Raw genomic sequence first — 12,465 nt, 5'->3', positions numbered from 1 at the left:
TCGTCCAAGCCATTATGGGGATCGTCACGGCAGGGAATCGGTATGGATCTTGCCAATAAGCTGGCACAGGAGCGGCGCGCGCGCCTCGCCGCCGAGCGTCTGCTTGAGCAAAAGCAGGCCGAGTTGCATGCCGCCAATCGCAAGCTGGGCAAGCACGCGCGCGCCCTGTCCGACGAGATCGTCGTCACCCGCGCCAAGGTGCAGACTGCCCTGGATGAAAATCAGCGGGTCAAATCGGATCTCCATGTCGCAAATGAGAAGGTGCAGGTTGCCGAGCGGCGGCTCTGGCATTCGATCGAAACCATCCAGGACGGCTTTGCCTTTTTTGACGATAGCGGCCGGATGATCGCGGCCAACCCGGCCTATATCTCCGTTTTCGACGGGCTGAGCGCGATCGAGCCGGGCATCAGCTACGTCGAGATCCTGCAACTCGCAACCGAGGAGGGCATCGTAGATATCGGCGAGGAAACCCCCGCGGCATGGCGCGAGGCGATGCTCGACCGCTGGCAGAGCACCGATCCCGAACCCACAGTCATCCGGCTCTGGAGCGGGGAATATATCAAGCTGATCGACCAACGCGGCCATGGCGGCGATGTGGTCAGCCTCGCGCTCAACATCACCGAAACCATCCGCTACGAAGAGCGCCTGAAAGACGCGCGCGCCAAAGCCGAGGCCGCCAACCGAGCGAAATCGTCGTTCCTGGCAAATATGAGCCACGAGATACGAACGCCCATGAACGGCGTCGTCGGCATGGCTGATCTGTTGAAGGAAACCCAACTGACCGAAGAGCAGCGCCTATACGCGGACACGATCAGGAATTCGGGCGAGGCGCTGTTGGTGATCATCAATGACGTGTTGGATTATTCCAAGATCGAGGCCGAGAAACTGGCGCTCAAGCCCGAGCCGTTCGACCTGGAGCGCTGCATTCACGAGCTGATCATGCTGATGCAGCCCAAGGCGCGTGATCAGGGGCTGGAGATCTTGCTGGACTACGATCTGTTCATGCCCACCGAGTTCATCGGCGATCCGGGGCGGCTGCGGCAGGTTATGACCAACCTCATGGGCAACGCGGTGAAATTCACCGAGGCGGGCCATGTCCTGATCCGCGTGACCGGCATGCGCGGCGAGGACGGCACAGCGCAGGTGCATATCGCGGTTCAGGATACCGGGATCGGCATTCCGGCCGACAAGGTGGATCACGTCTTTGGCGAGTTCAATCAGGTCGATGACGAACACAACCGCCGGTTCGAGGGAACCGGCTTGGGCCTCGCCATCTCGCAGCAATTGGTGCGCCTCATGGGCGGTCAGATCTGGGTCGAGAGCGAGCTGGGCCACGGCTCGACCTTCGGGCTCAAGATTACCCTTCCGCTGGTTCCCGATACCGCAGTGCCCGAACCGATGCGGGTGCCTGGCTTGCGCCGCGCGATGATTGTCGACGGGCACGAGACGAACCGGCAGATCCTGGAAAAGCGGATGAAGCTGATGGGGATTGAAACGCTCAGCTGTGCGAATGGGCCGGATGCGCTGGCGCGCGTTCGGCAAGAGTCCCGGATCGATCTGATACTCGCCGAGCATAATCTGGCCGGGATGGACGGGCTGGAATTGACCGAGGCGCTGCGCGCGGCTGGGCACGAGGTGCCGGTCATCCTGCTTTCGGACAACACGGGCTACGCGGCGCAGGATCCGGCGCGGCCATTGCTGCATGCGGTACTGCAAAAGCCGGTCTCGCGCAGCGATCTTTATGCGTCCTTGAGTGCGCTGGCGGAGAAGGAGCCCGCAGCGGGGCAGGGGCAGGAGGTCGCCGATACACCGCGCGCGCTACGCGTTCTGGCCGCCGAGGATAACAAGACGAACCGGTTGGTTTTCTCCAAGATGGTCGGTGATTTGGATATCGAACTGACCTTTGCCGAGAACGGTGTCGAGGCGGTCGAGCTTTATCAGAACGTCAAGCCCGACATCGTTTTCATGGACATTTCGATGCCGATGATGGACGGAAAGGAGGCGACGCGCCATATTCGCGCAATCGAGGCGGGGACCGACCGGCATGTGCCCATCGTGGCTATGACCGCCCATGCTATGGATGGTGACGATGAGGGGATCCTTGCGGCAGGCCTCGATCACTATCTGACGAAACCGCTGCGCAAGGCCGCCATACGCGAGCGCATCATCGACGCCTGCACTGACGAAATGCGTCCGCCTGCGCCGGACGAGGCGGAGGCGGGCTAGGCGTTACTCGGCGTCGCGCAGGAAGGCGGGCTTGCCCTCTTCGGACAGGTCGGGCGCGTGGCGGTATCCCCCGGTGTCGAAGTCCAGCAGCGCTTCCGCATCGGTCAGGCGGTTCTGGATAATGAACCGCGCCATCGCGCCGCGCGCCTTCTTGGCGTAAAAGCTGACGATTTTGGGCGTGCCGCCCTTGTTCTCGAGAAATACGGGCGTGATCACGCGCAAGTTCAGCGCGTCCAGGTCGACCGCCCCGAAATACTCCTGGCTGGCGCAGTTCACCAGAATGTCAGTTTTCACGTCGTCCGCGTGCCGATTGAGCGCCTCGGACAGGCGCGTTCCCCAATACTCATAGAGAGATTTTCCGCGCTCGGTCTTCAGCTTGCTGCCCATTTCCAGCCGGTAGGGTTGGATTGCATCAAGGGGCCGAAGGACGCCATAGAGGCCAGACAGTATGCGCAGATGGTCCTGCGCCCAGGCCATTTCGTCGTCGTCCAGACTGCCAGCCTCAAGCCCCTGATAGGTGTCACCGGCAAAGGCCAGCGCGGCGGGCTTGCTCTCCATCTCGCCGAAATTTGCAAAGCGTTCGGCGTTCAGCTTGGCCAGATCGGCGCTGATATACATCAGCTTGCGCAGCTCGTTCTGGCTGAGGCCGTGGGCGACCTCGGCCAGTGCCTTGGCATCCTTGGCAAAGCCGGGCACCGTGGCGTCGCGTTCGGTTGGCGACATATCAAGTTTCTTGGCGGGCGAGATGGCGACGAGCATGGCAATTCCTTTCGGGTTGCCCCTGATCTAGTCCGCCTCTTGCAGAACGTCCAGAAAGGCGGGTCCGAAACGCTCGGCCCGCTTGTCGCCGAGAATGCGGGCCATCTGCGCCGCGTCGCGCGGGCGCTGCTCGGCCACGCGGGTGATCAGGCTGGATGCGCAGCTGAGCGGTTTGTCGGTGCCGCCGGTCCCGCGCGCCAGTTCGCGCTGCACCTCGTTGAGGCGGTCATACATGCTGCCTGCGGCCCGCCCGGCCAGCTTGCGCCGCGACGGGTGCAGCTGCTCGGCCTCGCCATTGATCACTTCAAGGAAGGCATCGCCATATTGTTCCAGCTTCTTTGCACCGACGCCGCCGATGCGCGCCATATCGTCGAGGCTGGCGGGTTTCAGTTCGGCCATTTCGATCAGGGTGCGGTCGTTGAAGACGATATAGGCCGGCACGCCCTGTGCCTCGGCAAAGGCGCGACGTTTCGCCTTGAGCGCCGACAGCAGCGGCGCGTCCTCGTCCGAGACCAGCGCCTTGACTGCCGGGCGGCGGTCGCCCGCCTGCACCATGTCCTTGCGCAGGGTGATCCCGGCCTCGCCCTTGAGGATGGGCACGGCCGGATCGGTCATGCGCAGCGCGCCGTGACGCTCGGGATCGGGGCGGACCAGGTCGTGACCCATCATTTGGCGAAAGATGGCCTGCCAATTCTGTTTCGACATATCCTTGCCCACGCCGAAAGTGGGCAAATCGTCGTGGCCGCGCAGCCGCACCTTCTCGGTCGCCTTACCGGTGAGGATGTCGATCAGGTGGCCCGCGCCGAAATACTCGCCCGTGCGCAGGATCGCCGACAGTGCCTTGCGCACCGCCTCGGTCCCGTCGAAGGTGGCGGGTGGCGTGTCGCACAGATCGCAGTTGCCGCAGGGCGCGGCCTCCTCCCCGAAATAGCCCAGCAGTTTGACGCGCCGGCATTCCAGCGCCTCGGCCAGACCCAGCAGGGCGTTGAGCCGCGCGTGATCGGCCATGCGGCGTTCGGGCGGGGCCAGACCTTCGTCGATCTGGGAGCGTCGCAGGCGAATATCGTCGGGGCCGTATAGAGTCAGCGTCTCGGCGGGGGCGCCGTCGCGGCCTGCGCGGCCGATCTCCTGGTAGTAGCTTTCGATGGATTTGGGCAGGTCGGCATGGGCGACCCAGCGGATATCGGGCTTGTCCACGCCCATGCCGAAGGCGACGGTGGCCACCACGATAAGCCCGTCCTCGGCGTTGAACCGCGCCTCGACCTCGCGGCGCGTGTCCGCCTCCATCCCGCCATTATAGGCAACCGCGTTATGCCCCGCCTCGCGCAGCGCCTGCGCCAGTGTTTCGGTGCGCGCGCGGGTGCCGCAATAGACGATGCCGGACTGGCCCTTGCGCGCGCGGGCGAAGTCCATGATCTGGCGGCGCGGGCTGTCCTTGGCCTGAAAGGCGAGGTGGATATTGGGCCGATCAAAGCCGTGCAGGAACCGTTCGGGCGCGGCGCCATCGAACAGCTTTTGGATGATCTCATCCTGCGTTTCGGCATCCGCCGTCGCGGTGAAGGCGGCCAGTGGCACGCCCAATGCGCGGCGCAATTCGCCGATGCGCAGGTAATCGGGGCGAAAATCATGGCCCCACTGGCTGACGCAATGCGCCTCGTCCACGGCAATCAGGCTGACGCCGATGCGCCGCAACATGCCCATGGCCGAACCGGCGGCCAGCCGCTCAGGCGCGATATAAAGCAGCTTGAGCCGACCCTCTTCCAGCGCCTGCCGGACTTCGGCGGTCTCTTCCTCGGTATTGCCGGAGGTGAGCGCGCCCGCCTCTACGCCCGCGGCCTTCAGCGCGCGGACCTGATCGCGCATCAGCGCAATGAGCGGCGAGATAACGACGGTGACGCCTTCGCGCATCAGCGCAGGCAGCTGAAAGCAGAGCGATTTGCCGCCGCCCGTCGGCATTATGGCCAGAACATTTTGCCCACTCGCAACAGCCGACACGATATCCTCCTGTCCGGCGCGGAAGGCATCGAATCCAAATATATCCCTCAGGAGGGTGGCAGCGGGGGGCATGCGGATATCCTGTAAAAGTCGACTGCTCTTACAAGAGTATTTTCACACTAAGATTCGGTGAACAAGTCCCGAGGCGTGATCAGGCGAAGCCGAAGATCACTGGCAGCACATAGGCGCGCAGCGAAATCACGATGATCAGCGCGACGAGCGGTGCAAGATCGAGGGGCCGCGTATCGGGCAGGATGTTGCGGATGGGCTGGTAGATCGGCTCGAGCAGGCGGTTGAGGCCTTCCCAGATCTGGGCGACCAGCGGCTGGCGCAGGTTCAGCACCTGAAAGTTGATCAGCCAGCTCATGATGATGTGAACGATCATCACGAAATAGACGATGCTGAGGATCAGCTGCAAAGGTCCGTAGATTGCCAGCATGTCGTGTGTCATCCTTCAATAAGGTTTGCCCTCCGAGTTAGGCCGCAGGGGCGCAAAGCGCAAGAGCTTGGTCACGAATGGCTTGCCGCGCGGGGACTTGCGCTGTCATACCGATGTGGCCCGGTATAGCGGGTATCGCGGGGACAGACATGACAGCCATCAGCAAACGCCGCCGCATCTGGGGCTGGTTCTTCTTCGACTGGGCCAGCCAGCCCTACAATACGCTGCTGATCACCTTCATCTTTGCGCCCTATATGAACGAGCTGATCGGTGATGGCGCGCGGGCGCAATCGGTCTGGGCCTTCGGCATCGCGGCGGGCGGCGTCATCATCGCGCTGGGCGCGCCGGTGCTGGGGGCGATGGCGGATCATTCGGGCGCGCGTCTGCGCTGGATCTGGGGATTTTCCGCCATGTATGTAGTGGGCGCTTTTGGCATCTGGTGGGCGGTGCCGGGGGATGTGAACCTCGTCCTGATCCTTGGGTTTTTCGTGATCGGCATGATCGGGATGGAGTTCGCCACGATCTTTACCAATTCCATGCTGCCGGATCTGGGCCGACCGGACGAGATCGGGCGTATCTCCGGCAATGGCTGGGCGTTTGGGTATTTGGGCGGGCTCGTCGCGCTGGTTATCATGCTGCTCTTTTTTGCCGAAGGCGCCGAGACGGGGCGCACTCTGATCGGGCTTGAGCCGGCGCTGGGCCTCGACGCCGAGGCGCGCGAGGGCACGCGCTTTGTCGGGCCACTGACGGGGCTGTGGTATACCCTCTTCATGACCCCGTTTTTCCTGTGGGTGCGCGATCCGCGCCCCAAGCGGCAGGGCGCCGGTGCCGTGCGCCGCGCGTTGGCCGAAGTTCTGAGCACCATTCGCGCGCTGCCGCAGACGCCCTCGATGTTCTCATATCTGGGCGCGTCGATGTTCTACCGCGATGCGCTAAACGGGATGTATTTCTTTGGTGGCATCTATGCTTCGGGCGTTTTGGGCTGGAGCGTCGTCGATGTCGGTGTCTTCGGCATCCTCGCGCTGATCTCGGGCGCGGTGTTTGCCGCGCTTGGCGGACATGCGGATGACCGGTTCGGCCCCAAGGCGGTGATCATGGGTGCAATTCTGGTGCTGCTCTGCGTTGCCATTTCGATCGCCACCATCTCGCGCGGGTCGGTTTACGGCATCGCAGTGCAGCCCGGCTCGGCCCTGCCCGACATCCTGTTTTACGGCTGCGGCATCCTGATAGGGGCGGCGGGCGGAGTGCTGCAATCGGCCAGCCGGTCGATGATGGTGCGGCAGGCACGGCAAGGGCAGATGGCACAGTCCTTTGGCCTTTACGGGTTGGCCGGCAAGGCAACCGCCTTTATCGCGCCGTCGCTGATCGGGGTGGCGACAACGCTGTCGGGCAGCCAGCAAATCGGTGTCAGTCCGCTGATCGGGCTTTTCGCCTTGGGGTTCCTCCTGCTACTCTGGGTGAAACCCCAAGGAGACGGACCCGCATGACCAGTGTTCTGAAATTCCTCGCCGTCATACTCGGCCTCGCGGCCCTGCCTGCCTTTGCCCAAGGCGTGCCCGCCAGCATGCAGGGCAAGGAGGCCAAGCAGTTCTTTGGCGCGGCCAAGGTGGGCTCGCGCCAAGGCGCGGCGCCCTTCGGCAGCTATGCCAAGGGCTGTATCGCGGGCGGTGTGCAGCTGCCGCAAACCGGGCCGACATGGCAGGCGATGCGCCTCAGCCGCAATCGCAACTGGGGGCACCCTCAGCTAATCGATTTCATCGCGGACCTGTCGGGCCAGATGCGGCAAAGGGCGGGTTGGCCGGGTCTTTACGTGGGGGACCTCAGTCAGCCGCGCGGCGGCCCGATGCTGAGCGGGCACCGCTCGCACCAGCTTGGCCTCGATGCGGATGTCTGGTTGATGCAGCCCAGCCGCCTCGACCTGAGTATTCGCGAGCGTGAAAACCTGTCGGCCACGTCGATGCGGCGGGCGAATGGCGCCTATGTCAATTCGGGCTGGACGCGTGGCCAGCACGAGCTGGTCAAGGCGGCGGCCAGCGATCCGCGTGTCGCGCGGATCTTTATATTCCCCGGCGCTAAAGTGCAGATGTGCAAGGACGAGACCGGCAATCGCGACTGGCTGCGCAAGGTGCGCCCGTGGTGGGGGCATCACTACCACATGCATGTACGCCTTGCCTGTCCGTCCGGCGCGTCGGGCTGCATCAACCAGGATCCGATCCCGGCCGGCGACGGCTGCGCCGATGCGCAGGAATGGGTGAACAATATTCTCAACCCGCCGCCGCCCAAGCCGCGTGATCCGAACGCGCCCAAGCCCAAGCCGAAGCGCGAGCTGACAATGGCCGATTTGCCGCAGCAATGCGTCGGTGTCTTGCAATCGCAATAGGCGTCCCGCTCACACACCCGCAACATGACGTAGCGAAACGTTACTGAACCACTGCATTTTGTTTTGACATGCGCGAAAACTGTGTCAGGCTACCTCTAGATTTCAACAACTGAAAGGAGGTGGTCCAGTGTCTACAGAGGTATTGGAGCGAGGTGTCGGAACAGTTTTGGAGACCTGTGCCTGAGGCAGCCCTTGGGTAACTGAGAACCTGAATTGGTGTGCCACCTAACCGGCCCGCCTCCGAAAAGCTCTAGAGGGCCGTCTCGCTACCGAGGCGGCCCTTTCGATTTGCCTGGTGCGGCACTAGATTGGTCCTCATGTTGCGCATCACCGACACCATCGCCATCGAGGATTGGGAGCTGACCGAGCAGTTCGTGCGCGCCAGCGGGCCGGGCGGGCAGAACGTCAACAAAACCTCCAGCGCGGTCGAACTGCGCTTTGAGGCCGAGCGCTCGCCCAACCTGCCCGATCCGGTCAAGCGGCGGCTCCGGCGACTGGCCGGGCGGCGCTGGACGACCGACGGCACGCTGATCATCCAGTGCGACGAGACGCGCCATCAGGCCCGCAATCGCGACATCGCGCGGGATCGCCTGATCGAGCTGATCCGCAAGGCGAGCGAAAAGCCCAAAAAACGCATCCCGACGCGGCCAACGCTGGGGTCCAAGAAGCGCCGCCTGAAGGCCAAGAAGGTACAGGGCGAGAAAAAAGCCCTGCGCGGCAAGGTGGAAGGCGAGGGGTAAGGGGAAAGCGTGCGCTTTCCCGGCAGAAATCCGTGTGGATTTCGGCGTCCGGTCGCCGCTTGGCGCCAGATATTGGTGGCCCGCCTGCCCGATCCTATATATCCCCGTGGCAAACGCGAATAGGAGACAGGCATGACCAACACCCTCTACCAGGGCGATTTGCCAGACGGGCTGGACCTGGGCCCTGTGGTGGCCATCGATTGCGAAACGATGGGTCTGAACCCGCATCGGGATCGTCTGTGTGTGATCCAGATGTCGGGTGGCGATGGCAACGCGCATCTCGTGCAAGTGGCCAAGGGGCAGACCGAGGCACCGAACCTTTGCGCGATGCTGACCAACCCCGACGTACTCAAGCTCTTTCACTTTGGCCGCTTCGACATTGCCGCGATGCAAAATGCGTTCGGCGCCGTTACCGCACCGGTCTATTGCACCAAGATCGCCAGCAAGCTGATCCGCACCTATACGGACCGGCATGGCCTGAAATACCTGCTGTCCGAGTTGCTGAATGTCGATATCTCGAAGCATCAGCAAAGCAGCGATTGGGGCGCGCCGCAACTGACCGAGGCGCAGCTGGATTATGCGGCGTCGGACGTTCTTTACCTGCACCGCCTGCGCGACGCGCTGAACAAGCGGCTGGAGCGCGAGGGGCGGATGGAGCTGGCGCAGGCCTGCTTTGATTTCCTGCCGACGCGTGCCGCACTCGATCTGGCTGGTTGGCCCGAACAGGACATCTTTTCACATTGATCCGCCGGGGCGACAATCTTCACACGCGTCTGGTCAACTGGGCCAAGATCATCCTGCCGCTTGTCGCGCTGGGCCTGTTGTCGACCGTGTTCCTGATTTCGCGCAAGGCCGATATCAGCGATACGATTCCGTTTGCGGAGGTCGATCTGGCGCAGCGGGCACATGATCAGGGGGTGACCAATCCCAGCTTTGCCGGCGTCGCGTCGGGCGGCGAGCAGATCCTGTTTCGTGCCGCCTCGGTTCGGCCCGACCCCGAGGATCGCGAATTGGTGCTGGCAGAGACAGCGAAGGCATCCTTGCGGCTTAATGGCGGAGGCGTCGTCGATATCACCGGGCAGCGCGGGCAGGCGAGCCAGATCCGCAAGACCGCTCGGCTGGAGGGTGACGTGCAAGTGATCACGACCACCGGCTATGACATCAGGACCGATGCGATCGACACGCGCTTCGACACGCTCTTTGCCGAAACGCCCGGGCCCATCACCGGCACCGGGCCAGCCGGTGCGCTGGATGCGGGCCGAATGATCCTGACTTCGGACCCCGAGACAGGCGCCGCGAATTTGCAGTTCACGGACGGGGTCAAGCTGGTGTACAACCCCCCAAAGTCGAAGGAATGACGACCGTGCCACGCATTATTCAGGCCATGATACTGCTGATCATGATGGCGTTCGGCACGGCGTCCCTTGCGCAGGGCATGCAGGTGGCCTTTGGCAGTGCCGCCGAGGACAGCGACCTGCCGGTCGAAGTCACGGCGCAGAACCTTGACGTGAACCAGAATGACGGAACGGCGATCTTTACCGGGAACGTGGTTGTCGGTCAGGGTCAAATGCGGCTGTCGGCGCCGCGCGTTCTGGTGGTTTATCTTGCGGATGGCACCGGGATCGCCCGGCTCGAGGCATCGGGCGGCGTGACCCTTGTCAGTGGCGAGGATGCCGCCGAAGCCGCCGGCGCGGATTACGATGTGCAGACCGGCATGATCGAGATGGCGGGCGATGTCCTCTTGGTGCAAGGCCCCGCGGCGCTGACCGCCGACCGGATGAGCGTGGATACCGTCGCCGGGACTGCACGCATGAACGGCAGTGTGAGCACCGTTCTGCAACCCGAGGCGCGCCAGTGAACCGGCCCGATCTGCATATCGAGGGCGGCAACGCCGAGGATGGCGGGCTAAGCGTGCGCAATCTGCGCAAAAGCTACAAGAAGCGCACCGTTATCCGCGACGTGTCGCTGCACCTGCGCCAGGGCGAGGTGGCCGCGCTGTTGGGGCCGAACGGTTCGGGCAAGACAACCACGTTCTACGCCATCGCAGGCCTCGTCTATCCCGAAGGCGGCCACGTGATGATCGACGGGCGCGATGTGACCAACCTGCCGATGTACCGGCGTGCCAAGATGGGCGTCGGGTATCTGCCACAGGAGATGTCGATCTTTCGCGGCCTGTCGGTCGAAGACAATATCATGGCGATCCTCGATATCTCGACCCGTGACGCGCATACCCGTCGCGAGCGTCTGGAAGAGCTTTTGGCCGAGTTCTCGGTCGAGCATCTGCGCCGCGCGCCAGCGCTGGCCCTGTCGGGCGGTGAGCGGCGCCGCGTGGAAATTGCGCGCTGCCTGGCCGCAAATCCCAAATACCTTCTGCTGGACGAACCCTTTGCCGGGGTGGATCCGATCAGCGTGGGCGATATCCGGCACCTTGTCGCCGACCTGAAAAAGCGCGGCATCGGCGTGCTGATCACGGATCACAACGTCCGCGAAACGCTCGAGATCGTGGACCGCGCCTATATCCTGCATGACGGCAAGGTGCTGATGTCCGGCACCCCCGAAGAAGTGGTGGGCAACGAGAACGTGCGCCGCGTCTACCTGGGCGAGAACTTTCGCATTTCGTGAAATAGCGCGGCGGATTCCGCCAGTGCGCCTGCGATCTTCATTGACAAGCGCCGTCGAAAGGGCGTCAATTAAGGTATGATGTTTCTGAGTGACATACGCCGTCCGAGCTCTGAGTTGGCGTTGAAATCGTTAACGAAATATCTGTTTTCAGCAGCCCTTTCCAACCGTCCAGGGGGCATATGACCGCTTTGGGCCGGACTGGGTGCGCCTTTTGAAGGAGAGACCATGCGCTATCAAATCACTGGCAAGCAAATCGACATCGGCGAAGCCCTGCAGACCCATGTGCGGACCGAACTGGGCGAGGCCGTTGCGAAATACGCCGAGCGTCCGACCAATGCGACTGTCGTCTTTTCCAAAAGTGCCAGCGAATTTGCCTGTGAAGTGATCGTGCATCTTTCGACCGGCTTGACGGCGCAGGCGACCGGCAAGGCGCATGAAATCTACGCCGCCTTCGATGCGTCCTGCGAGAAGATGGAAAAGCAGTTGCGCCGCTACAAGCGCCGGTTGAAAGACCATCACAAGGAGCGCGCGCAGCCTGTTGAACTCTTCGGGGGTTCCTCGTATATCCTCGCCTCTGAAACAGAAGCAGGGGAATCGGAGCCCGATAGCCTTCAGCCCATCATCGTCGCCGAAATGGAGGCGCAGATCCCGTCCCTTTCCGTCGGAGAGGCCGTGATGCAGATGGAGCTGGCTGGCGCGCCGGTCCTGGTGTTTCGAAACGAGGCAAAAAGCGGATTGAACGTGGTCTACCGCCGCGACGACGGCAATATAGGGTGGATCGATCCGTAAAATCGGGCCTGGCGGCCATAATGGCGCTGGCTGGCGGAGCAGTGAATGGACATTCCCATGATCCTGAAACCCGGAGCCGTGCGCGTGCTGAGTGCAGCCTCGAGCAAGAAACGGCTGATGCATGAGTTGGGTGATATCGCACATGCCGTATATGGCGTGGATGCCCATGCCGCCGTCGAAGCCCTGCTGGAGCGCGAGGCGTTGGGGCCAACGGGCGTAGGCCACGGCGTGGCCCTGCCGCATGCTCGGCTCGAGGATATCGACCGGGTCGTGGGCGCAATGGTCCTGCTTGAGCAGCCAATCAACTTTGATGCGGTAGATCGTCAGCCCGTTGACCTGGCCTTCGCTCTCTTTGCGCCGAAGGAGGCCGGGGTCGAACACCTCAAGGCGCTGGCTCTTGTCTCCCGCACGCTGCGCGATGCGCAGCTCTGCGCCAAGTTGCGGGCCAATCCGGACCCTGCGACCCTCTACGCGATCGTCACCGAGGCGCAATCGATCCTTGCCGCGTAACGCGC

General features: G+C 63.0%; 13 protein-coding genes. 10 read left to right on the top strand and 3 right to left on the bottom strand.

Going from position 1 to position 12,465, the window contains the following annotated elements; all coding sequences use genetic code 11:
• Positions 1 to 42: 42 nt before the first annotated feature.
• The gene (locus BW975_RS00255) at positions 43 to 2,226 is read left to right on the top strand and encodes a response regulator (protein WP_076529969.1); all 2,184 of its coding nucleotides are present in this window, start codon (positions 43 to 45) and stop codon (positions 2,224 to 2,226) included.
• 3 nt (positions 2,227 to 2,229) lie between these two features.
• Here the strand turns inward: BW975_RS00255 and yaaA are convergent, their stop codons facing one another.
• The 3 genes from yaaA to BW975_RS00240 form a co-directional block, all read right to left on the bottom strand.
• Positions 2,230 to 2,985, bottom strand: coding sequence for a peroxide stress protein YaaA (gene yaaA / locus BW975_RS00250; protein WP_076529967.1), 756 nt, complete (start codon positions 2,983 to 2,985; stop codon positions 2,230 to 2,232).
• 27 nt (positions 2,986 to 3,012) lie between these two features.
• Positions 3,013 to 5,052, bottom strand: a complete 2,040-nt coding sequence (recQ, locus tag BW975_RS00245) for a DNA helicase RecQ (protein ID WP_076529965.1) — start codon at positions 5,050 to 5,052, stop codon at positions 3,013 to 3,015.
• 79 nt (positions 5,053 to 5,131) lie between these two features.
• A complete protein-coding gene (locus BW975_RS00240; RefSeq protein WP_076529963.1) occupies positions 5,132 to 5,419 on the bottom strand; it encodes a YggT family protein in 288 nt (95 codons plus the stop codon).
• A gap of 149 nt (positions 5,420 to 5,568) precedes the next feature.
• On the opposite strand from BW975_RS00240, the gene BW975_RS00235 reads away from it, so the two are divergent.
• The 9 genes from BW975_RS00235 to BW975_RS00195 all read left to right on the top strand — a co-directional run bounded on the left by BW975_RS00235 (position 5,569) and on the right by BW975_RS00195 (position 12,460).
• The gene (locus tag BW975_RS00235) at positions 5,569 to 6,906 is read left to right on the top strand and encodes an MFS transporter (protein ID WP_076533214.1); all 1,338 of its coding nucleotides are present in this window, start codon (positions 5,569 to 5,571) and stop codon (positions 6,904 to 6,906) included.
• Positions 6,907 to 6,983: 77 nt separating this feature from the next.
• On the top strand, positions 6,984 to 7,799 hold the full coding sequence (gene mepA, locus BW975_RS00230) for a penicillin-insensitive murein endopeptidase (RefSeq protein WP_244512571.1): 816 nt from the start codon (positions 6,984 to 6,986) through the stop codon (positions 7,797 to 7,799).
• Between the two features lie 317 nt (positions 7,800 to 8,116).
• Positions 8,117 to 8,539: an alternative ribosome rescue aminoacyl-tRNA hydrolase ArfB gene (arfB, locus tag BW975_RS00225; protein ID WP_076529961.1), complete on the top strand. Its 423-nt coding sequence runs from the start codon at positions 8,117 to 8,119 to the stop codon at positions 8,537 to 8,539.
• Positions 8,540 to 8,671: 132 nt separating this feature from the next.
• Entirely contained in the window at positions 8,672 to 9,283 is a 612-nt protein-coding gene (locus tag BW975_RS00220) for a ribonuclease D (protein WP_076529959.1), read from the top strand.
• Complete coding sequence (lptC, locus tag BW975_RS00215) at positions 9,280 to 9,897, top strand: LPS export ABC transporter periplasmic protein LptC (protein ID WP_244512555.1); 618 nt, start codon at positions 9,280 to 9,282, stop codon at positions 9,895 to 9,897. The genes BW975_RS00220 and lptC overlap by 4 nt, the downstream gene beginning before the upstream one ends.
• A complete protein-coding gene (locus BW975_RS00210; protein WP_076529957.1) occupies positions 9,894 to 10,397 on the top strand; it encodes an LptA/OstA family protein in 504 nt (167 codons plus the stop codon). Before lptC ends, BW975_RS00210 begins: the two co-directional genes overlap by 4 nt.
• Entirely contained in the window at positions 10,394 to 11,161 is a 768-nt protein-coding gene (gene lptB / locus BW975_RS00205; RefSeq protein ID WP_076529955.1) for an LPS export ABC transporter ATP-binding protein, read from the top strand. The genes BW975_RS00210 and lptB overlap by 4 nt, the downstream gene beginning before the upstream one ends.
• A gap of 225 nt (positions 11,162 to 11,386) precedes the next feature.
• Positions 11,387 to 11,950, top strand: coding sequence for a ribosome hibernation-promoting factor, HPF/YfiA family (gene hpf / locus BW975_RS00200; protein ID WP_076529953.1), 564 nt, complete (start codon positions 11,387 to 11,389; stop codon positions 11,948 to 11,950).
• Positions 11,951 to 11,995: 45 nt separating this feature from the next.
• Positions 11,996 to 12,460, top strand: a complete 465-nt coding sequence (locus BW975_RS00195; protein ID WP_076529951.1) for a PTS sugar transporter subunit IIA — start codon at positions 11,996 to 11,998, stop codon at positions 12,458 to 12,460.
• Positions 12,461 to 12,465: the final 5 nt, after the last annotated feature.

Origin of the sequence: Roseovarius nanhaiticus, assembly GCF_900156535.1 — a bacterium.
Taxonomy (GTDB): domain Bacteria; phylum Pseudomonadota; class Alphaproteobacteria; order Rhodobacterales; family Rhodobacteraceae; genus Roseovarius; species Roseovarius nanhaiticus.
Note: the sequence above shows the minus strand (reverse complement) of the source record. Positions and strands in the feature narration are given on the sequence as shown.